General features: G+C 72.0%; 22 protein-coding genes. 11 read left to right on the top strand and 11 right to left on the bottom strand.

Annotated features, from left to right (window positions below):
• Positions 1 to 20: 20 nt before the first annotated feature.
• The 4 genes from ACSMXV_RS28050 to ACSMXV_RS28035 all read right to left on the bottom strand — a co-directional run bounded on the left by ACSMXV_RS28050 (position 21) and on the right by ACSMXV_RS28035 (position 5,820).
• The gene (locus tag ACSMXV_RS28050) at positions 21 to 1,256 is read right to left on the bottom strand and encodes a lactonase family protein (protein ID WP_473173979.1); all 1,236 of its coding nucleotides are present in this window, start codon (positions 1,254 to 1,256) and stop codon (positions 21 to 23) included.
• Positions 1,253 to 2,290 carry a hypothetical protein gene (locus tag ACSMXV_RS28045; RefSeq protein WP_473173978.1) on the bottom strand — a complete coding sequence of 346 codons (1,038 nt, stop codon included), beginning with the start codon at positions 2,288 to 2,290 and terminating at the stop codon, positions 1,253 to 1,255. The genes ACSMXV_RS28050 and ACSMXV_RS28045 overlap by 4 nt, the downstream gene beginning before the upstream one ends.
• Before the next feature lie 311 nt (positions 2,291 to 2,601).
• Positions 2,602 to 4,803: an MMPL family transporter gene (locus tag ACSMXV_RS28040; RefSeq protein WP_473173977.1), complete on the bottom strand. Its 2,202-nt coding sequence runs from the start codon at positions 4,801 to 4,803 to the stop codon at positions 2,602 to 2,604.
• A gap of 219 nt (positions 4,804 to 5,022) precedes the next feature.
• Positions 5,023 to 5,820, bottom strand: a complete 798-nt coding sequence (locus ACSMXV_RS28035; RefSeq protein ID WP_473173976.1) for a DedA family protein — start codon at positions 5,818 to 5,820, stop codon at positions 5,023 to 5,025.
• Between the two features lie 352 nt (positions 5,821 to 6,172).
• Between ACSMXV_RS28035 and ACSMXV_RS28030 the strand changes: the two genes are divergently transcribed.
• Positions 6,173 to 6,805, top strand: coding sequence for a class I SAM-dependent methyltransferase (locus ACSMXV_RS28030; protein WP_473173975.1), 633 nt, complete (start codon positions 6,173 to 6,175; stop codon positions 6,803 to 6,805).
• A gap of 29 nt (positions 6,806 to 6,834) precedes the next feature.
• On the opposite strand, the gene ACSMXV_RS28025 is transcribed toward ACSMXV_RS28030, so the two are convergent.
• Positions 6,835 to 7,476, bottom strand: a complete 642-nt coding sequence (locus ACSMXV_RS28025; RefSeq protein WP_473173974.1) for a MerR family transcriptional regulator — start codon at positions 7,474 to 7,476, stop codon at positions 6,835 to 6,837.
• Between the two features lie 211 nt (positions 7,477 to 7,687).
• On the opposite strand from ACSMXV_RS28025, the gene ACSMXV_RS28020 reads away from it, so the two are divergent.
• The 5 genes from ACSMXV_RS28020 to ACSMXV_RS28000 all read left to right on the top strand — a co-directional run bounded on the left by ACSMXV_RS28020 (position 7,688) and on the right by ACSMXV_RS28000 (position 12,157).
• Positions 7,688 to 8,686 (top strand): AfsA-related hotdog domain-containing protein, encoded by a 999-nt coding sequence (locus ACSMXV_RS28020; protein WP_473173973.1) that lies wholly within the window; start codon positions 7,688 to 7,690, stop codon positions 8,684 to 8,686.
• Positions 8,683 to 9,363 carry an HAD-IA family hydrolase gene (locus tag ACSMXV_RS28015; protein WP_473173972.1) on the top strand — a complete coding sequence of 227 codons (681 nt, stop codon included), beginning with the start codon at positions 8,683 to 8,685 and terminating at the stop codon, positions 9,361 to 9,363. Before ACSMXV_RS28020 ends, ACSMXV_RS28015 begins: the two co-directional genes overlap by 4 nt.
• A gap of 4 nt (positions 9,364 to 9,367) precedes the next feature.
• Positions 9,368 to 10,072: a 3-oxoacyl-ACP reductase FabG gene (gene fabG / locus ACSMXV_RS28010; RefSeq protein WP_181868456.1), complete on the top strand. Its 705-nt coding sequence runs from the start codon at positions 9,368 to 9,370 to the stop codon at positions 10,070 to 10,072.
• A 49-nt stretch (positions 10,073 to 10,121) separates the two neighbouring features.
• Complete coding sequence (locus tag ACSMXV_RS28005; RefSeq protein WP_220136224.1) at positions 10,122 to 10,565, top strand: ester cyclase; 444 nt, start codon at positions 10,122 to 10,124, stop codon at positions 10,563 to 10,565.
• Between the two features lie 152 nt (positions 10,566 to 10,717).
• Complete coding sequence (locus ACSMXV_RS28000; protein ID WP_473173971.1) at positions 10,718 to 12,157, top strand: MFS transporter; 1,440 nt, start codon at positions 10,718 to 10,720, stop codon at positions 12,155 to 12,157.
• Here the strand turns inward: ACSMXV_RS28000 and ACSMXV_RS27995 are convergent.
• From ACSMXV_RS27995 to ACSMXV_RS27975, 5 genes are all read right to left on the bottom strand, one after another.
• Positions 12,060 to 12,476, bottom strand: coding sequence for a MaoC/PaaZ C-terminal domain-containing protein (locus tag ACSMXV_RS27995; RefSeq protein ID WP_473173970.1), 417 nt, complete (start codon positions 12,474 to 12,476; stop codon positions 12,060 to 12,062). The genes ACSMXV_RS28000 and ACSMXV_RS27995 overlap by 98 nt on opposite strands.
• Positions 12,473 to 12,886 (bottom strand): FAS1-like dehydratase domain-containing protein, encoded by a 414-nt coding sequence (locus tag ACSMXV_RS27990; protein WP_473173969.1) that lies wholly within the window; start codon positions 12,884 to 12,886, stop codon positions 12,473 to 12,475. Before ACSMXV_RS27990 ends, ACSMXV_RS27995 begins: the two co-directional genes overlap by 4 nt.
• Positions 12,887 to 13,003: 117 nt before the next feature.
• Entirely contained in the window at positions 13,004 to 14,131 is a 1,128-nt protein-coding gene (locus tag ACSMXV_RS27985) for a beta-ketoacyl synthase N-terminal-like domain-containing protein (protein WP_473173968.1), read from the bottom strand.
• Positions 14,128 to 15,375 (bottom strand): beta-ketoacyl-[acyl-carrier-protein] synthase family protein, encoded by a 1,248-nt coding sequence (locus ACSMXV_RS27980; RefSeq protein ID WP_473173967.1) that lies wholly within the window; start codon positions 15,373 to 15,375, stop codon positions 14,128 to 14,130. The genes ACSMXV_RS27985 and ACSMXV_RS27980 overlap by 4 nt, the downstream gene beginning before the upstream one ends.
• The gene (locus ACSMXV_RS27975; protein WP_473173966.1) at positions 15,368 to 15,643 is read right to left on the bottom strand and encodes an acyl carrier protein; all 276 of its coding nucleotides are present in this window, start codon (positions 15,641 to 15,643) and stop codon (positions 15,368 to 15,370) included. Before ACSMXV_RS27975 ends, ACSMXV_RS27980 begins: the two co-directional genes overlap by 8 nt.
• Before the next feature lie 255 nt (positions 15,644 to 15,898).
• Between ACSMXV_RS27975 and ACSMXV_RS27970 the strand changes: the two genes are divergently transcribed.
• From ACSMXV_RS27970 to ACSMXV_RS27960, 3 genes are read left to right on the top strand one after another with little or no spacing between them, the layout of a single operon-like run.
• Positions 15,899 to 16,843, top strand: coding sequence for an ACP S-malonyltransferase (locus tag ACSMXV_RS27970; RefSeq protein WP_473173965.1), 945 nt, complete (start codon positions 15,899 to 15,901; stop codon positions 16,841 to 16,843).
• A complete protein-coding gene (locus ACSMXV_RS27965) occupies positions 16,840 to 18,510 on the top strand; it encodes a phytoene desaturase family protein (protein WP_473173964.1) in 1,671 nt (556 codons plus the stop codon). The genes ACSMXV_RS27970 and ACSMXV_RS27965 overlap by 4 nt, the downstream gene beginning before the upstream one ends.
• A 33-nt stretch (positions 18,511 to 18,543) precedes the next feature.
• Positions 18,544 to 19,041, top strand: a complete 498-nt coding sequence (locus tag ACSMXV_RS27960) for a TetR/AcrR family transcriptional regulator (protein ID WP_473173963.1) — start codon at positions 18,544 to 18,546, stop codon at positions 19,039 to 19,041.
• Between the two features lie 51 nt (positions 19,042 to 19,092).
• On the opposite strand, the gene ku is transcribed toward ACSMXV_RS27960, so the two are convergent.
• On the bottom strand, positions 19,093 to 20,199 hold the full coding sequence (gene ku / locus ACSMXV_RS27955) for a non-homologous end joining protein Ku (RefSeq protein WP_473173962.1): 1,107 nt from the start codon (positions 20,197 to 20,199) through the stop codon (positions 19,093 to 19,095).
• 51 nt (positions 20,200 to 20,250) lie between these two features.
• Between ku and ligD the strand changes: the two genes are divergently transcribed.
• Together ligD and ACSMXV_RS27945 are read left to right on the top strand one after the other, a co-directional pair.
• The gene (ligD, locus tag ACSMXV_RS27950; RefSeq protein ID WP_473173961.1) at positions 20,251 to 21,132 is read left to right on the top strand and encodes a non-homologous end-joining DNA ligase; all 882 of its coding nucleotides are present in this window, start codon (positions 20,251 to 20,253) and stop codon (positions 21,130 to 21,132) included.
• A gap of 23 nt (positions 21,133 to 21,155) precedes the next feature.
• On the top strand, positions 21,156 to 22,040 hold the full coding sequence (locus ACSMXV_RS27945) for an ATP-dependent DNA ligase (RefSeq protein WP_473173960.1): 885 nt from the start codon (positions 21,156 to 21,158) through the stop codon (positions 22,038 to 22,040).
• The last annotated feature ends 101 nt before the right edge of the window (positions 22,041 to 22,141 follow it).

Genomic DNA, 22,141 nt, shown 5'->3' with positions numbered 1-22,141 from the left:
TGTCCTCGTCCTGCCCGGCCCTACCGGAGGAGTACGCAGCTGGGGCTGGCCACCGGGAGCGGCGGAGCCGCGGGGGTCAGCCGGCCTGTGGCCGGATCGAGGCGGAAGGCGCTGACCGACTGGCCCGCCTGGTTCGCGCTGTACACGAACCGGTCCGAGGCGTCGAGCGCGACGTCGCGGGGCCATCGGGTGCCCGGGGCCTTCGCGGTGACCGGCTGCGACTCGAGCAGGGTGAGCGTCCGGCCGGCGTTCTCCACGCGGAACGACTCGACGGTGTCGAGGCCGCGGTCCGCGGTGATCAGGAGTCGTCCGTCGCGCGTGAGATGCACGGCGGAGGGGGCGTTGCGCGGGTCGATGCCGAGCGGCGCGACGGAGGCGTGCGAGACGGGCCTCAGACGGCCCGTCACCGGGTCGTACGTCAGGACGGTGACCGTGTGACCGAGCTCGTTGGTGACGTAGGCGAGGCGGCCGCTCGGGTGGAAGACCAGATGGCGGGGCCCGATGCCCTCGCCGAGCCTGGTCCGGCTGCTCGGGGTCAGCCGTCCGGTGCGGGCGTCGAAGTCGTAGACGTGGATGTGGTCGTCGCCCTTGTCCGGGACGAGGACGCGGCGGCCCGCGGGGTCGAACGCGATCATGTGCGGGTGGGGCCCGCGCTGTTCGTCCGGGTGGGGGCCGTGCCCCCGGTGGCGCAGGACCTGGACGGCGTCGCCCAGCGAGCCGTCCGGGTGCACGGGCAGGACGGCGACGTGGCCCGAGTCGTAGTTGGTGGTGAGCAGGAAGCGGCCGCCGGGGTGCACCGCGAGGTGCACGGGGGCGGCGCCGTGGCTGGAGCGGGGTCGGCCGAGGGGGTGCAGCTCGTCGCCGTCGACCCGGTAGGCGTGGATCGCGCCGGTGGCTCCGCCGGGCAGCTGGCTGACGGCGTAGAGGCGGCGGCGGTCGGGCGAGAGGGTGAGGAAGGAGGGGTTCTCGATCCCCCTTCTCCACCCGCTGACTTCGAGCTCTCCCCCGCTCCCGACACGCGCGATCCCGATGCCGGCCAGCCCCGGCAGACCGTACTCACCGATCGTGAAGCCCCCGATATAGGCGCGCCGCGCTCGCGGCCGTGGTGCATCACCGGCGACGGCGGTGGCCCCGGCCCATCCGGTCCCGGCGAGGGCCGCGGCGCCCGCGAGGGCGAGAACGCGGCGGCGGGTGGGGGCGGCGGGGCCGGTGCTGGAGCTGAGGGCCCAGCGGGCCGTTGCGGTACGGGAGTTCATACGTCGGCTCCGAAGACGAGACCGGGGGCGAGGGCGAGGGTGGCGGCTGCTGCCGCCAGGGCGAGCAGGGTCTGCCAGACGGGACGTAGGGACCTGATGCGGTCGCTGCGGCGGGCCGCGGCGAGCACCGCGGTCGCGGCCGCCCAGGCGGGAAGGGCCAGACGCAGGGTCACCTCGCCGGTGAACAGGAGTCCGGCGCGAGGGCTGATGCACTCGGAGGCCGAACACACGGCGGGCTGCGCGGAAGTGGTCCATGCCGTGGCCGCGCCGAGCACGACCAGCGGCACGACGGCAGCAAGGGCCGTCAGCCAGACGTACGGAGAGAGTCCGGTACGGCGCCGGGCGCGCCGCCGGGTGACGGCGAGCGCCACGAGCGCGGGCGCCCATCCGACCGTGACGCCGAACAGCCCGGCGTGTGACGCCTCGGCCAGCGCGGCCCACACCGTGTCCGCTCCGACGGGACGCCTGAGCAGCGCCAACACGCCCGTGGCGGCGGCGAGTCCGGCCGCCGTATGCGCCCAGGTCCGGGCGAAGGAGGGGGCACCCGCCCATGCGACGAACACACCGGCCAGCGAGACCAGCACCACGGGCGGACCCGCGGTCACCCCCCAGGACAGCGGGAAACCGGGCAGCCCTCCACCGAGGGGCGCCGACCAGCCACCCCAGTCCCCGAAGAGCGCGGCAAGCACCGCGGTGACGCCGGCGGCGAGTACACCGGCGAGGGCGAGACGGCCAGGGTCAGGGGCATCGGCGTGACGGTCGAGGTCAGAGGCATCCGGCCGACCCTCGGAGTCGGGGGCGCCCGGCCGACGGTCGGCGGCTTGGGACCGACCGTCGCGGGCCGGTGCCTCGGACCGACCATCGCCGACGCCCCCGGCGAAGCCGTCCGCACCATGGTGCCCCGCGCCCCGGATTGCCGTCGGCAGGGGGGTGACGGGTCCGGGGCGCGGTGCGTCAGGGGGGACGGCCGGGCCGGGGTACTCGGCCGTCCCCGGCTTGCGGGAGGTGGGGCCCGCCCCGTCCGCGGGGGTCACCGCATCCGGGGGTGCCGGTCGGCCCCCAGCAGGCGGGCCTGTCCCGTCCGCGCCGGGAACCGGATCCTGGGTCGCCGGTCGGCCCCCAGTAGCCGGGCCCGTCCCGTCCGCGCCGGGAACCGGATCCTGGGTCGCCGGACGGCCCCCTTCAGAGGAGCCCGCCCCGTCCGCGCCGAGAACCGGATCCTCGGTCGCCGAACGGCCCCCAGCAGAGGTCCGGAGCGGGCTCCGGGTCCCTGCCCCGGGCGCCGGCGTTCCCTCCGGGGAGCCGGAGCGCCCGCTGAGGGGCGCTCCGGCGGGGCGGGCCGTGGTCATCGGACGGCCTCGGCCCGGGGGGTGACGGGCTCCGGGGCCGGCGGCGGGGGCGGCGTCTCGGAGGACTCGCGGAAGCCGTACCTCGCCCACCAGCGGGCCAGCGGCGCCGGCGCCCACCAGGCCCGCTCACCGAGCAGCGCCATGGTCGCGGGCACGAGCAGCCCTCGTACGATCGTCGCGTCGACGAGCACCGCGATGACCAGACCGACACCGATCATCTTCATGAAGAGGATGGACGAGGTCATGAAGCCGCCGACCACGACCACCAGAAGAAGCGCGGCACTGGTGATGATCTTCGCAGTGCGCTGGACGCCGAGGGCCACCGACTCGACCGGGTCACCACTCACCTCCCACTCCTCGCGGACGCGCGAGAGCAGGAACACCTCGTAGTCCATGGCGAGGCCGAACGCGATCGCGACCACGAGCACGGGGAAGTTGGCGTCCACCGCACCGATCGGCTCAAAGCCGAGCAGCCCCGAGAGATGGCCGTCCTGGAAGATCCACTTGATCGCGCCGAAGGCGGCGAGCAGGGACAGCAGGTTCAGCACCACCGACTTCAGCGGCAGCAGCAGCGAACCGAACGCGAGGAACAGCACCAGGAAGGAGACGACGGCCACGAACAGCGCCATCCACGGCAGCCGTTCGCCGATCATGCCGACGATGTCCACGCGGGACGCGGGCATACCGGTGACCAGCGTCTCGGCGCCCTGGGGCGGTGACGTGGCGCGGACCTCGCCGACCATGTCCTCCGCCGCGCTCGACATGGGGTCGGGCGTGTAGCGGAGGGTGACGCGCGCGTCGTCGCCCGCGAAGCCCGTCGGCGTCGCCGACGCGATGCCGTCGACGTCTGCCAGCCGCTCGGCGTACGAGGCCACTTCGGCACGGTCGGCCGGACCGTCGAAGCGGACGACGGACGTCATGATCTGGCCGGGGTTGGTGTCGAAGTCGGACGCCAGGGTCTTGCTGACGACCTTGGCGTCGGCGTCCGAGGGCAGCACCCACTCGCCGGGCCGCGCCCAGTTGACGCCGAGCAGCGGCGCGCCGAGGCCGACCAGAACGGCGACGATCGCGAGGGACGACACCAGCGGCTTACGCATGACCGCGTGCGCGGTGCGGTACCAGCGGCCCTCCGTCTCGGGCCTGGCGGCGCGCCGCCTGCCGCGCGGCAGCGGGATCCGCCACTTGTCGATGCGGTGCCCGGTGTACCGCAGCAGTGCGGGCAGCAGCGTCAGCGAGCCGACGACCGCGAAGGCGACGACCGCCACGGCCGCGTACCCCATGGAGGACAGGAAGCGGGACGGGAAGAAGACCAGGCCCGCGAAGGAGATCGCCACGGCGAGCCCGGAGAACGCGACCGTACGGCCCGCCGTCGCCGTCGCGCGGTGCACCGCGGTGTCCACGTCCGCGCCCGCGTGGAGCTCCTCGCGGAAGCGGTTGACCAGGAACAGCGCGTAGTCGATGGCGAGTCCGAGGCCGAGGATCGTGATGACGTTGATGACCGTGCTGGAGATCTCTGTGACCATCGTCAGGACCCGCAGCACCACGAACGAGCCGAGGGCCACGAACGTGCCCACGGCGAGCGGCAGCAGCGCGGCGATCGCGCTACGGAAGATCAGCACCAGGAGCACGAGCAGCACCGGCACCGAGAGCATCTCGGCGCGGGCGATGTCCGATCCGGTCAGGGAGTTGACCTGCTCCGTCATCGCGGCGACACCGCCGTAGCGCACGGTGACGCCGTCGGCTGCGAAGTCGTCCTTGATCTTCGCCAGCGCCTCGACCTGCTCCTGGTCGTTGTCGCTGGTGAACTGCACGGTGGCGTACGTCTGCTGACGGTCCTTCGACACGTACGCGCTCTTGTCCTGCGCGCCGGGGCGCCAGTAGGAGTCGAGCCGTTCGATGCCGGCGCGCGGGACGCCGTCGAGGGCGGTGCGGACCGCGTCGCCGAACTCGTCGACGGTGCGGCCCTTGTCCTTCGACTCGTACAGGACGATCAGGTCGTTGGACTCGCGCCCGAGCGGGCCGTCGAGGACCTTGTCGGCCCGGACGGATTCGCTGGCCGGGTCGTCGAAGCCCGCACCGCCGGTGAACGAGCCGAAGACCCCGGTGCCCCAGACGCCGGCGAACAGCGTGAACACGACCGCCGCGATGACGACCCATTTCCGGCGCCGCGCGGTGATTTTTCCGATAGCGGCAAACACTTATGTCTCCCTGGCTGATGTGGCTTGCTGTGCGTGCGTGCTGTGGTTTTCCCGGCCGCGCGGGATTTCCCGCGGGCTCTACGGCTTTACGGCTTTACGGCTTTACGGCTTTACGGCTTTGCTGCCTCACGGCTTTACGGCTTTACGGCAAGGCTTTCAGAGCGCCGAACGCGGCGATATCCGCGCTTGGAGGGATGCGCCATACCTCTTTCGGGACATTTACTCCGCCCCGGATTTCGCGGCCCGCGCCCGGACGCCCGCGCAAGCGGCGGCCCCGGAGGTCGCAGTGGACGCGGCGACCCCGGACGTGGCAGCGGACGCGTCGGCACCAGACGCGGCAGCGGACAAGTCCGCTGGGGACGCGGCGGCGGACAAGTCCGCTCCGGACGCGGCGGCGGACACAGCAACCGCGGACCTGGCGGTACGGCGCTGTGCGACCGCCGCGACGCCCGCCACCGCGACGGACAGGGCGAGCCCGATCGCGACGGAGTACACCGGGTCGTCGCTGACGGCTCCGCCGAAGTAGCCGACGCCCACCGAGTACGCGGCCCAGACCGTCTCGGCGAGCGCGGCTCCGATCGCGAACTTGCCGGCGGGGTAGCGCGCCGCACCGGCCGCGAGGCCGCCCAGCAGCCGTCCGCTGGGCAGGAAGCGGACCCCGACGACGAACGGGATGCCGCCGCGCTGCACCCGGGCGGCGGCCCACTCGAACAGCTCGCCCTGGCGTCCCCGCCCGGCGATCCGGCGCCGCACGCGGCCGCCCGCGGACCAGCCGAAGCGATGGATCATCACATCGCCGAGGAGGGCGCTGCCGGCCACCGACAGCAGCACCAGGGTGATCGACATCTCACCGCGTGCGGCGAGCATGCCGCCGGTGACGAGCAGCACGGCGTTGGGCAGCAGCGGCGGCAGCGTCGTGATCGCGAGGATCGCGTACGCCCAGCAGGCCGTGCCGGCGAGGTGGGTCGACAGTCCCGAGGTGATGTCGACCCATGACATGAGCCTGGCTATGTCCACGGTCTTCTCCCGGTCCTTCAGGCGCCTTCCGTGCCGCGGAAGGGCTCTCGGTCGGTCGGCCCACTCGTCTGTCGAGGGGCTCTCGGTCGGTCGGCCCACTCATCCGGTGAGGGGCTCTCGGTCAGTCGGCCCACTCATCCGTCGAGGGCTCTCGGTCAGTCGGTCCATGCCTCTTTGGAGACATCCGCCGGGTCATTGGTGAGTCGTGATCCCAGGTCAGAGGCCCACTAGCGTCGCCAGGGCGACGGGCGTCCCGGCGCTGCACCCTCACAGTAACCTACGCTATCGATAGTTTCACTATCACTATGGGAGCAGCGCGCCGGCGCTGCAGGACCGACGACGCAGGTGGGCCATGACCGATGTGACGCTGTTCTTCCGTGAGTTCGCCCGGACCCGCCGGGACACGGGCGCCATCGCGCCCAGCAGCCCGCTGCTGGCGAGAGCGCTGACCCGCTATGTGATCCCCAGCCCGGGCCACTCACGGGCAGTGCTCGAGGTGGGCCCCGGCACCGGCGCTGTCACCCGCCACATCCGTGCCTCGCTGGGACCGCTGGACACCCTCGACCTCGTCGAGGCCAACCCCCGCTTCGCCGCGCTGCTGCACCGCGACTACGGCGACGACCCGCGTATACGACTGCTGACGGGGCTGGTCCAGGAGCACGAACTCGGCGACTACGACACGATCGTGTGCGGACTGCCGTTCGCGAACTTCGACGCCGCGACGGTCGAGGACATCTTCGGACGGCTGCTCGCCGCGCTGCGGCCGGGCGGCACTCTGTCGTTCTTCGCGTACGCCGGAGTGCCGCCGCTGCGCAGGGCGTTCACGACGGGCGCGGCGCGCGAGCAAACCCTCGCGGTGCAGGCCGTACTGGGCCGCGCACTGGAGCGGCACCGCTTCCGCAGCGAGACGGTGCTGGGCAATCTGCCGCCGGCCCGCGTGCACCATCTGGCCCCGGTGGCACCGCTGTTGGCGTACGTGGGGTGAGGGGTGCTCACACAACGGGCGCCCGCGGGCTATGCCGAGTGCGGCCTCTTCTGGATGCGGCCGGACGCGTCCTCCTGGGCGATCCGGCGCAGCGCGGACATCGCCGCGTCCCCGAGCACGGTGCCGAGGACGACGCCTTCGACCTTGCCGTCGGTGCTGGGCACATCCGCGAGCGCGCCCAGCTCCGCGATCGCCAGCTTCCCTGCCGCGTCCGCGTAGGTGTCGAGCAGCGCCAGCAGGTCATCGCGCTGGAGGTCGCGGTAGGTCACCACGATCTGGACCAGCGCCTTCCACCCCGGGTTCTCCGGCTTGGCCGCCCAGCCGTGGCGGCGCACCAGTTCGCGCACCTCGTGCTCGGCGCGCTCCCAGTCCTCCTCGGTGCCCCGTTCGACCGCGGCCTTGGTGACGGCGGACTGGGCGACGCCGAGCATGCCGTGGACCGTGCGGCGCGGCGAGTCGACCTCGCCGAGCACCTCGCGGGCGGCAGCGATGGACAGACCGCCGACCTCCAGCATGGCGCGGATCAGCTTGAGCCTGCGGACGTGCGACTCCGCGTACCGCACCTGGTTCGGGCTGGTGCGCTCGCCCGGGGGCAACAGGCCTTCGCGCGTGTAGTACTTGATCGTAGGAACCGGAACTCCGGTACGCCGCGCCAGCTCTCCGATACGCATTCCAAGATGATACTGCGTTTCCCCTGGCGGGAGACCCGGCCATCCACCCGCGGCAAATCGGACACAGCGGCCCCGGAAATCCCGCTGGCTTTTATCGCGGTTGAATCCCGGCACGATCCGGCTTCCATACCCGACTGCGACGCTGATTCGGTACCGAAAACCCTCCTCTTCACCAGAAGCCTTCGAGGGAACCCTGCCAAAGGAAACAGGTATGACCACACAAGTGGCTCCGGAGATTCCTTCGGCGCCTGCTGAACTCAAGTTTGGGCGCACCGTCGACCGCTCCCTGGTCCACCGGGCCGCGGTCTCGGAGGTCTTCGTCACCGACATCCAGCCGCTGGCCGCGAAGAAGGTCCGCACGGCGGTCCAACTCCCGCTCACCCACGGCTACTACAGCGAACATGTGCAGCGGCCTGCCGTCTATGACGCGCTGCTGCTGCTGGAGTCGGGCCGGCAGGCCGCGATCGCCGGGTCGCACGCGCACATCGGGCTGTCCCAGGGCACCACGATGATCGTCGACACCTTCCGGCTGGACCTGCACGGTCTGAAGGAGCTCATGATCGGCCCGGAGCCCGGACGGCTGCGCATCGACACCGACTACATCGGCAACCCGACCCGCCGCGGCCGCTACCGCAAGGGGAAGGTCGCCCAGCGCTACTTCATCGACGACACGCACGTCGGGGAGCACGAGATGGACGTGCTCTTCCTCAACGAGCATGAGAACGACGTGCTGCGGCACGCCCAGCGCGGCACCCCGGCCCCGCTGACCTCGGACTTCTCCGACCACGGCCCCGGCGCCGACGCCGACGCCGGCCGGCAGGTCGCGCCCGAGCTGGTGGGCCGCGGCAATCCGCTGAACGTCGTCCTGTCCCGCGCCGGCACCACGGACCGGTCGGTGACCGCCGATGTCACCCCGCGGTTCGACAACCGCGCGCTGTTCGACCACGTCTACGACCATCTGCCGGCGATGACGCTCGTCGAGGCGGCCCGGCAGCTGTCCCTGCTCGCGGTCGGCGAACCGGGCACCACGTACGCCCTCGGCTTCGAGGCCCGCTTCTCGCGGTTCGCGGAGCTCGACGAGGTCGTACGCGCCGAGGCGCCCCTGGTGCGGCCGGGAGGCGGCCGGGGCGAGATACCGGTGCGCTTTCTGCAGGGCGACGCGGAGATCGCGCAGGTGACCGTCACCGTCGTCTCGGGGAGCGAGCTGTGAGCCCGCGGACCGGCCACCGGCTGGCGATCTGGACCGACTTCGGCGGTGTGCTGACCCCGCCCATCTCGCACACGATGGGCACCTTCTGCGCGGCACAGGGCCTCGATCCGCAGGTGCTCCAGCAGGCCCTGGTGAAGGTCACGGCCCGCTACGGCACGACCGACATCATGGAGCCGATCGACACTCCCCTCGTCAGCGAGGAGGAGTGGCTCGGGCAGGTCTCCGACGTGCTCGCGGCCGACCACAAAGTCACCGGCGTCCGGCTGACGACGCTCGCGGACGCGTGGTTCGACGGCCGCGAGACCAACCACGCCTGGGTCACGGCGCTGCGGTGGGCCCGGGAACGCGGCGCGTTCGTCGGGATGCTCTCCAACATGGTGCCCACGTGGGACGCGCACTGGCGCCGCATGGTCGATCCTGCGGAGCTCTTCGAGGACGTCCTGCTCTCCTTCGAGGTGGGCCACCGCAAGCCCTCGCCCGGAATGTTCGCGCTCGCCGCGGAACGGGCCGGGGTGCCCGCGAGCAGCTGTGTGCTCGTCGACGACCTCGCACACAACTGCGAGGGCGCCGAGGCCGCCGGCTGGCGGGCCATCCACTTCACCGACACCACCGCGGCGGCGGAGCAGCTCGATGCGCTCCTGTCGGCCGATCTCCACGTCACTGTCCCAAGGAGCTGAGTCCGTGAGCCGATCCGTGCTCGTCACCGGCGGAAACCGGGGCATCGGCCTCGCGACCGCCCGCGCCCTCGCCGAACAGGGCGACAAGGTCGCCGTCACCTATCGCACCGGCGAGCCGCCCGAGGGGCTGTTCGGGGTTCGATGCGATGTGACGGACCCCGAGTCCGTGCGCCGCGCGGTCGAGGAGGCCCGCATCCAGCACGGCCCCATCCAGGTGCTGGTCTCCAACGCGGGCATCACCCGCGACCAGTTGCTGGTCGGCATGGAGGACGACGACTTCCGAACCGTCATCGAGACGAACCTGCTCTCCGCGGTGACGGTCGCCCGGGAAGTCGTGCCCGACATGCTCAAGGCCCGCTGGGGACGGGTCGTCTTCATGTCCTCGATGAGCGCGATGGCGGGCGCCCCGGGCCAGACCAACTACGCCGCATCCAAGGCCGGTCTGATCGGCTTCGGCCGCTCGCTGGCCCGTGAGGTGGGCAAGCGCAACGTCACGGTCAACATCGTCTCGCCGGGCCTGATCGAGACCGACATGGTCAAGGACGTCACGGACGCGCGGCGCGAACACGTGCTCAGCCAGACATCGCTCTTCCGGGCCGGCCGGCCGGAGGAGGTCGCGAGCGTCGTGAAGTTCCTGGTGAGCGAGGAGGCCTCGTACGTGACCGCCGGGATCATCCCGGTCACGGGCGGCCTCGGCGTGGGCCACTGACCGGCCCCTCACCGGCCCCCTTCCCACCCCTTCGTACGAAAGGAAACGCATGTCCAACGACACCGTGCTGGAGATCGCCCACCAGATGGGCAAGATCTTCAACGACCTCGACGAGAAGGTCGCCCTGGAGCTGGTGGCCCCCGACTTCGTCGACTACGAGGCCCCGCCCGGCACCCCCGGCGGCCCCCACGGCTACCTGGGCACCGCCCGCTGGATGAACTCCGTGTTCTCGGAGGCCGGCTGGGACCACATCGACTCGTTCGCGGACGGCGACAAGGCCGTGATCCGGGTGCGCTTCACCGGCATCCACACCGGGAACTTCCTCGGCTTCGAGGGCACCGGCAACAAGGTCGACGTCGAGCACATCCACATCTACCGCGTCGGTGACGACGGCCTCGTCCACGAGCACTGGGCGTGCCGCCAGGACCTGTTCCTGCTGGCGCAGATCGGCGCCGTCGAGCTGAAGCTGCCGCCCACGGGCACGCAGGCGTAACACCCGCTCCCCCCGGCAGGCCGCCGGACCCCGACGGGGTCCGGCGGCCATGTCCGTATGCCCGTTTGCAGGCCGCATGTCCGTATGCAGGCGGTCCCGTGCAGGCGGTCCATGTGCAGGCATGTCCGTATGCAGGAAGGAAGCAAGGAACGATGCTGCATCCATCCGGGGAACGAACCCGGGACCCGCGGCCGAAAGGGGCGGCCTGGGCGCTGATCGCGACCTCGCTGCCCATGTTCATGGTGGCCGTGGACAACCTGGTGGTGACCAATGCGCTCACCGTCATCGCCGACGACCTGAAAACCCGCCAGTCCGGCCTGCAATGGGTGGTCAACGGCTACATCCTGGCCTTCGCCGGGCTGCTGCTCGCCGGGGCCGCGCTGGGCGACCGGATCGGCCGGCGGCGCGTGTTCGTCTGGGGCATCGGGCTGTTCACGGTCGCCTCCGCGGCGTGCGCCCTCGCGGACTCGGCGGGCGCGCTGGTCGCCGCCCGGGTCGTGCAGGGCGCCGGGGCCGCTGCGGTGCTGCCCGTGTCACTGACCCTCGCCGTCGCCTCCGTGGACGCCGGGCGCCGGCCCCTCGCGGTCGGCGTGTGGGGCGGCGTCAACGGCCTCGGCATCGCGCTCGGCCCGATGGCCGGCGGCCTCGTCACCCAGGGCCTGGACTGGCACTGGATCTTCTGGATCAACGTGCCCGTCGGCATCGTCGCGCTGCCGCTCGCGCTGTGGGCGATCCGCGAGTCCAAGGGGGCGCCGCGGCCGCTCGACATCCCGGGCATCGTGCTCGTGACCGGGGCGGTCGTCGCCGCGGTGTGGGGCATCGTGCAGGCGGCCGACGGCGGCTGGGCGGCGGCTCGGCCCCTGGCCGGACTGGCGGCCTCGGCGGCGCTGTTCGCGGTGTTCGCCTTCTGGCAGCGCCGCGCCCCGACGCCGCTCGCCCCGCTGCATCTGTACCGCGTGCGTCCGTTCATGCTCAGCAACGCGCTGGCCCTGGCCATGTACTTCGGCGTGTTCGGGTCGATCTTCTTCCTCGCCCAGTTCATGCAGGGGCCGATGGGCTACTCGCCGTTCGAGGCCGGGCTGCGCACGCTGCCGTGGACGGCGGCGCCCATGGTGGTCGTACCGCTGGCCAGCGCGCTGACGGGCCGGGTCGGTGGCGGTCTGCTCCAGGCGACCGGCTGCCTGCTGCAGGCGGTCGCGCTGGTCTGGCTGGCGCTGATCTCCCGGCCCGGACTGGCCTACGGGGAGATGGTCGGGGCGATGGTCCTGGCCGGTGTCGGCATGGGCCTCGTCTTCGCGGCCAACCCGGCGACGGTGATCGGCTCGGTCGCCGGGCACGAGCACAATCTCGCGTCCGGCGTGAACAACACGGTCCGCGAGTTCGGCGGTGCGCTCGGCATCGCCGTGCTCACCGCCGTGTACAGCCACGGCGGCCTCCGCAGCGCAGTGCTGACGGGGGCCGCCGTGGTCTTCGCGGGTACGTTCGCGGGGCTCGCTATCGACCGGAAGCCAGCACGGCCCGGGTCCGTGCCAGCACCTTCTGCGTCCCACAGCGCACCGTCAGATCGACCCGAACCGTCCCGTCTTCCCTGACCTCGCCCACGACACCGTCGACGGTGAGCACCACGCCGTCGGCGGTGTCGGGCACCAGGACGGGGCGGGTGAAGCGGGTCCCGTACTCGATGACGGCGGCCCGCTCGCCCGCCCACTCGGAGACGGCGGTCGCGGCCAGCCCCATGCTGAGCATCCCGTGCGCGATGACGCCGGGCAGCCCCACCTCGGCCGCCTGCCGGTCGGACCAGTGGATGGGGTTGTGGTCGCCGGACGCGGCCGCATAACGCACGAGGTCGGCTCGGGTGATACGGAACGTGCGCGTCGGCATCGTCGCGCCTGCGTCGAGCTGCGCCCTCACTGTGTGTTCTCCTTCCGGGAGACCAGGGTGGATGTCGTGGTGCACACGAGGGCACCGCCGTCGGCCTCACGGATGTGCCCGCGCAGGGTCACGACGTCGTTGCCGTCGACGCTGTCGGCGGCCACCACCTCGACGGTCACGGTCAGCCGGTCGCCGACGCGAATCGCGCGGCGCGCCTCGAACCGCTGGTCCCGGTGCACGACCCGCGAGAAGTCGAACCCGAAATCCGGATCGTCGACCACCTGCTTCTCGGCGTGCAGGGACAGGACGATGGGGAAGGTGGGCGGCGCGACATCCCCGCCCCCGGCAGGGGCCCCGACGGCGCCGGCGAATTCCCGGATTTTCTCGCGCCCGACTTCGTAGGGCGGGGTGGGCGGATAAGTACGGCCGATGTAGGCCGAATTGAGCATGAGGACTCCTTCGGAGAGCGTTGCACCGTTGTGGGCAGGCGTGCGGGCACAAAAAAAGGGGCAGCGGCACCCGCGGGGAGACTCGCGGGCACCGCTGCGACAAAGGGGCGGCGGACGTCACCGAGACCGACGCACCACCAACGCCGCCGCATTCCCGTCCCGCCCAACGGACGTGACAAGCGCCGTCCGGAGCCCGACGGGCTCCTCGGCCTCCCAGAGGCCGAGGAGGGCTGCGAGCTGCATGGCCCCGCTCGCGCTGTACGTCTCGCCGAGCACATCGGCGACCCGCACGGCCCGAGGCAGCCCGCCGCCCAGCGCGGCCCGCACACCGCGCTCCTCGATCCGCTCCAGACCACGGTGGTGGACGGCGCCGAGGGAAACGTCGTCCACCTCCTCCGGGCGGACTCCACTGCGGGCCAGAGCGCGCGAGACGGCGTCGGCCAGCCCGTCGGCGTACTGCCGCGGGTCCGGCGTGAAACGCACCTCGCACGCGAGGATCTCGGCCAGCGCTCCCCCGGCAGGCGCCTCCTTCTGCACGGTGAACACCGCGGCGCCCTCACCGAGCGCCGCGCCCTCGCGCAGTACGCCGGTACGGTGCCAGGCCCATGCCGCCGGGGCGCTCAGCTCCTCCGCACCGCCGACCAGCAGCCGCTCGGCACGGCCCAGCGAGAGCGCGAGCCGGGCGTGCCGGAAGGCCAGCAGCGAGGCGGTCTGCCCGCCGGCGACGGTCGCGTTCAGGCCGCGCAACCCGTTACGGATGGCGATCTGGCCCGAGGTGCTGTTCATGACGGTGTTCGGGAACCGGCCCGGGTTCACCAGATACGGCTTCTCCAGCGTCAGCGTGTCGTACAGCAGGGTGCTGTGCGTCGAAACGGAGCCGGTGTTGGTGGCCAGCACCACTCCGGTACGGCCGCCCTCGCGCTCCGTACCCTCCAGCCCTTCGAGCACCTCCTTGCAGGCCACCAGGCCGAAGGACGTGAGCCGGTCCAGGTACTTGGTGCCCTTGCGGCCCAGATGGTCCTGGACCTTGAAGCCCTGCACGGCGCGGACCGGGCGCGGCGGGTACGCGTCCGCGTCGTCGCCGACCGGATCGCCGTAGGAGCCGCCGCCCGACGTGCTCCGCAGGGCTTCGGCGAGCGGGGCCAGGCCGTGGCCCGCGGAGGAGACGACGCCCGCCCCGGTGACGTACAGCGGTTCGACCGTGGCCGTGGTGGCGACGGCCGGGGTGGCGGTAGCGGTCGTCACGAGACCCTCCCCAGGATGGTGATGACGTTGTTCCCGCCGAACGCGAAGCCGTGGTTCTGCACGATGTCCAGGCGTGCCGCGCGGCCGGTGCCCGGCACGCAGTCGACGCCCTCGCCGAGTTCCGGGTCGGGCTCGGTGACATTGGCGGTGGGCGGCAGGAAGTCCTGCTCCAGCGCCTTGCAGCAGGCGATCGCGCCGAAGCCGGATGCCGCGCCCATGGTGTGGCCGAGCATCGACTTGATGGAGCTGATCGGCGGGATCCGGTCGCCGAAGACCTCTCGGGCGGCGGCGACCTCGGTGGAGTCGTTGGTGGGTGTGCCGGTGCCGTGCGCGCAGATGTAGTCGATCTGCGACGGATCGACGCCGGCCGCCTCGTGCGCGGCCCGGATGCACGCGGCGATGCTGGCGGCATCGGGGTGCACCATGTGGGCGGCGTCGCAGTTGGCGGCGTATCCGAGGATCTCGGCGTAGATACGGGCGCCGCGCTCCCGTGCGCTGTCGTAGGTCTCAAGGACCAGCACCGCGCCGCCCTCTCCGGTGACGATGCCGGAGCGGTCGGCCGCGAAGGGCCGCGGCACGTCCTCGGCCATGGCGCCGAGCGCGTAGAAGCCGGCGTGCGTGAGCCGGTTCACCGCGTCGGCGCCACCCGCCAGCATCACGTCGGCCTCGCCGCTGCGTACGAGGTCGTAGGCGTAGCCGAGTGCGTAGTTGGAGGCGGAGCAGGCGGTCGGGATGGTCTGCGTCTCGCCGGTGAGGCGCAGTTCCGCGCTGACCGCGTTGGCGATACGTGACGCCGGGGTCTGTCCGGCGAGCTCGCCGTCGAGCGACTCGAGGCCGCCTGCCACCCACTGCTCGGCCAGGGCCTGGACGACCGCGGACTCACCGCTGGTGGTGCCCATGATCGCGCCGGCCCGCGCGGTCTCGAGGCGGCCTTCGTCGATGCCGGCGTCCGCGACGGCGAGCCGGGCGGCCGCTGCGGCCAGCAGACCGCTGCGGCCCCACTGCCCGGGGTCCAGCCGCTTGAGGTGGTCGGTGGGCTCGAAGTCCAGTACCTCGCCTGCCTTGCGGCGCGGGAAGCCGCTCGCGTCGAAGCTCTCGATCGGCGCGGTGCCGCTGGCGCCCGCCCGTACGGCGGACGCGAACACGTCGGCTCCGATGCCGACGGGCGACACCGCCCCCAGGCCGGTGATGACGACGCGGCGGCCGCCCGCCGCGTCGTTCACGGACTGCACGGGCTCAGCCATGCGCACTCTCCCCGGCGTGCTGCACGACGGCGTCGACCAGCAGACGCAGGTTCACCAGCTCACCGAGCTCGGTCTTCGGAATGGTCACGCCCAATTCCTTCTCTATTCGGGAGACCACCGTGATGAGCGAGAGCGAGTCGCTGTCGTAGTCGTCGATGAAATGCCCGTTGTCGGTCAGCTCACCGTCCTCCAGCTCGAGTTCCTCGACGACGATCCGGCTCACCTGCTCGTGGTAGTCGGCCGCCGTTGCCACGGTCTGCTGAGTCATGCGTTTTCCTCTCATCGCCTTCTGGCCGGACGAAAGGAAGGTAGGCGGCCGGGAGTTGACCCGACAAGGGACGGCCCACCAAAGAGACAGCGCATCCCCCGAAAGTGACAGCGGGCCCCGATGCTGCTGGGCAACGGAAATTGATCGGCCTTTTATCTGCCCTCTACGGAGTTTCCAAACACCCCTGCCAGCATCGCTGTTGCTCGAATTCACGGGAGACAGAAGAGGTCGATGGCCGATATGAGCGGACCGCGATTGGCATTGGTATTCCCCGGGCAGGGCGCGCAGCAGCCCGGAATGGGGCGGCCCTGGGCCGGGCGTCCCGGCTGGTTCCTGGCCGAGCGTGCGAGCGAGGTGTCCGGGCGCGACGTGGTGGAGCTGCTGCTGCGCGCCGACGAGGAGTATCTGCGCCGCACCGACAACGCCCAGCTGGCGACGTTCGTGCTGGAGATGGTGATCCTGACCGAGCTGCGCCAGGCGCTGCCGGCCGCGGGCCGTCCCGCCGTGTGCGCGGGTCACAGCCTCGGCGAGTACGCGGCGCTGGTGGCCGCCGGGGTCATCGGGTTCGACGACGGCGTACGGCTGGTCGCGGCGCGCGGCGAGGCGATGCGGAAGGCGTGCGCGGCCGCGCCGGGCACCATGGCGGTCGTTCTCGGGCTGTCCGCTGAGGAATTGGAGCGGGCCGCGGCCGGAGTACGCGAGGAGGGCGGCCGGGTCTGGGTGGCGAACCTCAACTCGCCCCAGCAGACGGTTGTTTCGGGCGATTCGGAGTCCGTGGCGCGTTGCTCGGCCGCGGCCGAGGAGCTGGGCGCGACCGGCATCGTGTCCATCCCTGTGGGCGGCGCCTTCCACACCCCGCTGATGGCTCCCGCGGCCGCGTCCTTCGCGAAGACCCTGAAGAAGGCCGAGTTCCTGCACGGCTTCGCGCCCGTCGTGGCGAACGTCGACGCCCGCGCCCACCGGGGCTCGGACGACTGGGCGACGCTGCTCGAGCGCCAGCTGACCGGCCCGGTGCGCTGGACGGACTCGGTGCGCACGATGGCCGAGACGCTGCACTGCGACATGTTCGTGGAGATCGGTCCTGGCCGGACGCTCACCGGCCTCGCCCGCAAGATCGCCCCTCAGGTCACCCGGCTGACGGTGAGCGAGCCGGGCCAGCTGCCCGCCGTGCCGGCCATCCTCACGCGGAGCGTGGCATGAGCGGGACGAACGGCCATGGGGAGACGCCCGACCAGTGGGACGCGGTCGTCATCGGCTCCGGCATCGGCGGCCTGGTCTGTGCCGCGTATCTCGCGGTGGGCGGCAAGCGGGTGCTGGTCGTGGAGCAGGCGGGCATCGCGGGTGGCAACAGCCATGTGTTCCGCAGGCGCCGGGCCTACGAGTTCGACGTCGGAGTCCACTATCTCGGCGACTGCGGCCCCGGCGGGCTGCTCCCCGCGATCCTGGACGGCCTCGGCCTCGCCGGACGGCTGACGTACCGGGAGATGGACCGGGACGGCTTCGACCGGATCGTGATCCCCGGCGCCACGCTCGACATGCCGGCGGACTGGGCGGCGTACCGCAAGCGTCTGCAGGAGGCGTGCCCCGAGGACGCCGCCGGGATCGACACGTTCCTCGACGTCGTGGCCGGACTCGGCGCCGAGCGGCGCGACGCGATCATCGCAGCCGAGGACGTGCCGATGGCCGAACTCCCGTGCCACGCCCCGCAGTCGGTGGCCTGGGGCCGCCGCACTCTGAAGGAGCTGTTCGACCGCTGCGGGCTCTCCGCCCGTGCCCGGACGCTGCTCGCCGCCCAGTCGCCCAACTACGGCATGGCCCCGGACGAGGCGACGGTCGCCCTGCACGCCACGGTGATCGACCACTACGTCCGGGGCGCCTACTACCCGGAGGGCGGCGGGCAGATGCTCGCGGCCGGCCTGCTCGAGGTGGTACGCGCGTACGGGGGTGCCCTGCGGACCTACAGCAGGGTGGCCCGGATCCTGGTCGACGGCGGCCGCACACAGGGCGTCGAGTTCTCCGACGGCAGCCGGGCCACGGCGCCCGTCGTGGTCTCCAACGCCGACTACCGGCGCACCATGCTCGGCCTGGTCGGCGCGGAGACGCTGCCGCGGCGCCTGGCCGCCAAGACCCGGGACGCGCGCATGGCACTGCCCTGGGCGGCGGTGTACGTCGCCCTGGACCGGGACATCGGGCACCACGCCAACCTGTGGTGGTACCGGGGCGACGACATCGAGCGGTTCTACGACGGACTGCGCGGCGGCACCACGAGGGGCGGCGGCGACTTCCTCTTCGCGTCCTTCGCCTCCGGCAAGGACCCGGTCACCCGCCGCATCTGCCCGCCCGGCCACTCCAACTTTCAGCTGATGACGCTCTGCCCGCCCGGATTCGAGAGCTGGGGGGTGAGTACGGGTCCCGCCGACGGTGAGAAGTACCGCCGCAACGCTTCGTACCAGCAGGAGAAGGCGCGGCTGACCGAGGCCGTGCTCGATACGGCCGAGGAGGCGCTCGGCCCGTTCCGGGACCACATCACACATCTGGAGACGGCGACCCCGCTCACCCACGAGCGGTACACGCTGTCCAGCGGCGGCACGCCCTTCGGCATGGCGCACTGGGGCGCCGCCGGGGCCCGGCCCGACACGGCGACGTTCGTCGAGGGCCTGTACATCGCCGGTGCCGACACCCGTTACGGCAACGGCATCACCGGCTCCGCGGTCAGCGGCATCGCCTGCGCGGGCCGGATCCTCGACCGGCGCCTGATGCACGAGGTGCACACCGGGGTGGTCCTCGGCGATCCGTCACTGCTGCCGGAACGCCACACGGACTGGGACCCGCTGGCCGTGTCCCGCGGCGACGACCTCCGGCTCTGATCCGGACGAGGAGACACCCATGGGAGGCCCGGTATGCGGCTGAGTGCGGCCGAGCGGCGGGAGAGCGTGGTGCGGGCAGCCATGGCGGAGTTTGCGCGGGGCGGTTTCCACGGCACGTCGACGGAGGCGATCGCCCGCCGGGTCGGCGTCTCGCAGCCGTATCTGTTCCGGCTGTTCCCCACCAAGCACGCCCTGTTCGAAGCGGCCGCCGAGCGATCGTTCCGCCGGATGGCTGAGGCGCTCGCGCATGCCGCCGAAGGCCTGAGCGGTGCGGAGGCACTGACGGCGATGGCGGACGCGCGCGCACGGTTGCTGCTCGACCCGGACATCCTGCTGATGCAGCTCCAGGCCATCGCCGCGGCGGCGTCCACGGACCGTCCCGCCTTCACGGAGCGGGTCCGCCGCGACTGGCTGGACCTCTGGGACCTGGTACGCGCCCGCACCGGCGCCACGCCCGAAGAGCTCACGGCGTTCTTCGCCTGCGGCGTGCTGACCGACACGAGGGCGGCCCTCGGGGTCGGGCGGCCATGAGCGCGCCGGCCCACCCGCCCTTCCGTGGCGGTGAGCCACCTGCCGGAGGCATCACGCAGACGTGCGCCGACGTGAAGCCGTCTTCTTGGCCGACGCCCCAGCGCCTGCTCCGGCCTTCGCCTTGGTGCCTGACTTCGAGGCGGCGGCGCTCTTCTTCGTCGCCGACGAGCTCGACGCCGTCGACCTCGAGGTACTCGCCTTCTTCGCCGCCGTCTTCTTCCCCGCCGCGGCCTTCTTCGTGGCCGTCGACTTCTTGCCGCCGACCTCCTTGGGGGCGGCAGGCGCGGACCTGCGCGCCGCCGTCTTGCGCCGGTCCGCCGAGCGCGCGGGCAGCGGCGTCACCTCGGCGGGCTCCTCCCTGCCACCAGCGGCCTCCTCACCACGCGCGGCCTGGGCGGCGCGGACGGAGTTCTCCAGCGCCGCCATGAGGTCGATGACCTTGCCCGCCCGCTCCTCCGCCACGGGCACATGCTCGAGCGGGGCGCCCGAGATCTTGGAGGCGATGAGCTCCTCGACGGCCTCGCGGTAGTCGTCGTGCAGCGTGGACAGGTCGACCTCGCCCAGCGTGTCCATGAGCGCGTCGGCGAGGTCCAGCTCCGCGTCGCGCACCGTCACATGCGTGGTGGGCGCGGCGTCCTCGGCGGCGCGGATCTCGTCCGGCCACAGCAGCCCGTGCATGGCGATCGCGTCACCGACGACACGCAGCATGCCGAGCCGCTCCCGGCCTCTGAGCGCGAACTTGGCGATGGCGACTCTCTGGCTGCGCTTGAGCGCCTCGCGCAGCAGCGTGTACGGCTTGGCCGCGGGCACGCCGTTCGCGACGAGGTAGTACGCCGCGTCCATCTGAAGGGGGTCGATGCGCTCGGCCGGGATGAAGGCGACGATCTCGATCGTCTTGGCCGTCGGGATCGGCAGCGCGGCGAGATCCTCCTCGGTGATCGGGATGATCGTCCCGTCCGCGTCCTCGTACCCCTTGCCGATCTCGCCCTGGGTCACCTCCTTGTCCTCCAGTTCGCACACCTTGCGGTAGCGGATCCGTCCGCCGTCCTCGGTGTGGATCTGGCGGAAGGCAACGGAGTGGCTCTCGGTGGCGTTCACGAGCTTGATCGGAATGCTGACCAGCCCGAAGGAGATGGCTCCGTTCCAAATCGATCGCACGTTAAGCACCCTTTGAGTCGATTTCATGGCATTTCATGCGATTCTCATCGTATGACGCCCATCACGGAGGTGGAGGGGCGGCGCCTGGCACTCAGCAACCTGGACAAGGTCCTGTATCCGTCGAGCGGCTTCACCAAGGGCGAGCTGCTGCACTACTACGCGACCACGGCCCACGCCATGCTCGGCCATCTCGTCAACCGGCCGCTGTCGTTCCTGCGGTTCCCCGACGGACCCGACGGCCAGCAGTTCTTCGCGAAGAACGTGCCACCGGGTACGCCCGACTGGGTCAGGACCGCCGATGTGCCCCACTCGGACGGGACCGCGCGGCAGATCGTGGTCCAGGACCTGGCCACGCTGATGTGGGCGGCGAACCTCGTCACCGAGTTCCACACCCCGCAGTGGCAGTGCGACGCGCCGGGCATCGCCGACCGTCTCGTGCTCGATCTCGACCCAGGGGAGCCCGCGACCGTCGTGGAGTGCTGCCGGGTCGCGCGCTGGCTGCGCGAGAGGCTGGCCGCCGACGGGATCGAGGCGTACGCGAAGACGTCCGGGGCCAAGGGGCTGCATCTGCTCGCCCACCTGGAGCCGACGCCGTCCGAGCAGGTCACGGCGTACGCGAAGCAGCTCGCCGTACAGGCCGAGCGGGATCTTCCGGAGCTGGTCACGCACCGTATGAAGCGGAGTCTGCGGCCCGGCAAGGTCTTCGTCGACTTCAGCCAGAACGCGGCCGCGAAGACCACCGCGACGCCGTACACCCTGCGGGCACGGGCAGAGCCGACCGTGTCCGCGCCCGTCACCTGGGACGAGGTCGCGGACTGCACGGACCCCGCGCAGCTCGTGTACCTGGCCACGGACATCGCCCCGCGCCTGGAGCGGTACGGGGATCTGCTGGACCCGCTGCTCGACCTCGACCACGCAAGGCCGCTGCCGTGACGCCCCGGTCGCGTTCAGCCGCCGTGACCCCGCCGGTGCGCGTGGCGCTGGCGGAGTCGGTCACGGCGCTGCCGGAGGGCGCGGGGTGGGCGTACGAACCGAAGTTCGACGGCCACCGACTCGTCGTCTTCCGCACCGGTGGCGGGGTGACCCTCCAGGCACGCTCCGGGCGCATCGTCACCAGCGCCTTCCCGGATCTGGTGGAGGCGGCGGAACGGCTTCCGGCGGGCACGGTGCTGGACGGTGAGGTCGTGGTCTGGTCGGAGGGCTGCGTCGACTTCGCGGCGGTCCAGCGGCGGGCGGCCGCCACACGCGCGCGTGCCGCCGTGCTGGCGCGCACGCAGCCCGCCTCGTACGCGGCCTTCGACCTCCTGGCAGAGGGCGCCGACGACCTGCGCCCGGCTCCGTACGCACGGCGGCGCGAGCGACTGGTACGGATGCTGGAGCCGCTGGGGCCGCCCCTGCAGCCCGTACCGGTGACGACGGACCGGGCGACGGCGCTCACCTGGTACGAGTCGCTGGTGGACTGCGGCGTGGAGGGGCTGGTGATCAAGCGGCTCGACCAGGGCTACCGGGGCGGCACGCGCGCGTGGCTGAAACTGCGGCACAGCGATACGCGCGACGCGGTGGTCGTCGGGTTCACCGGCCCCCGGACGCGCCCGGGGGCACTGGTCCTGGCCCTGCCCGGGGACGGGGTGCCGGTCGTCTCGTCGCCGCTGTCGGCGGGGGTGCGGAACGCTGCGGCGGCCGCCCTGCCGGAGCCGGTGGGCGAGGGCACGGCGACGGCGACGGGGATCGGCGATGTGACGTACCGGGCGTTGCCTGCCGAGCCGCTGCTGACCGTGGAGGTGCGGCAGGAGACGACGCGGCATGCGGTGGCGGTGGTGGCGGTGGAACGGTTCCGCTGACGGCGTTCGGCCATATCCTTCAGCCCGTCCGGCGCTTGAGGACGAGGCGGCGGAGCCGCCGACAGCGGGGTCCGGGGCGGCAGCCCCGGCGGGGTCCAGGG

Source organism: Streptomyces sp. DSM 42067 (genome assembly GCF_055792885.1).
This window is presented reverse-complemented; position numbering and strand designations above follow the sequence as displayed.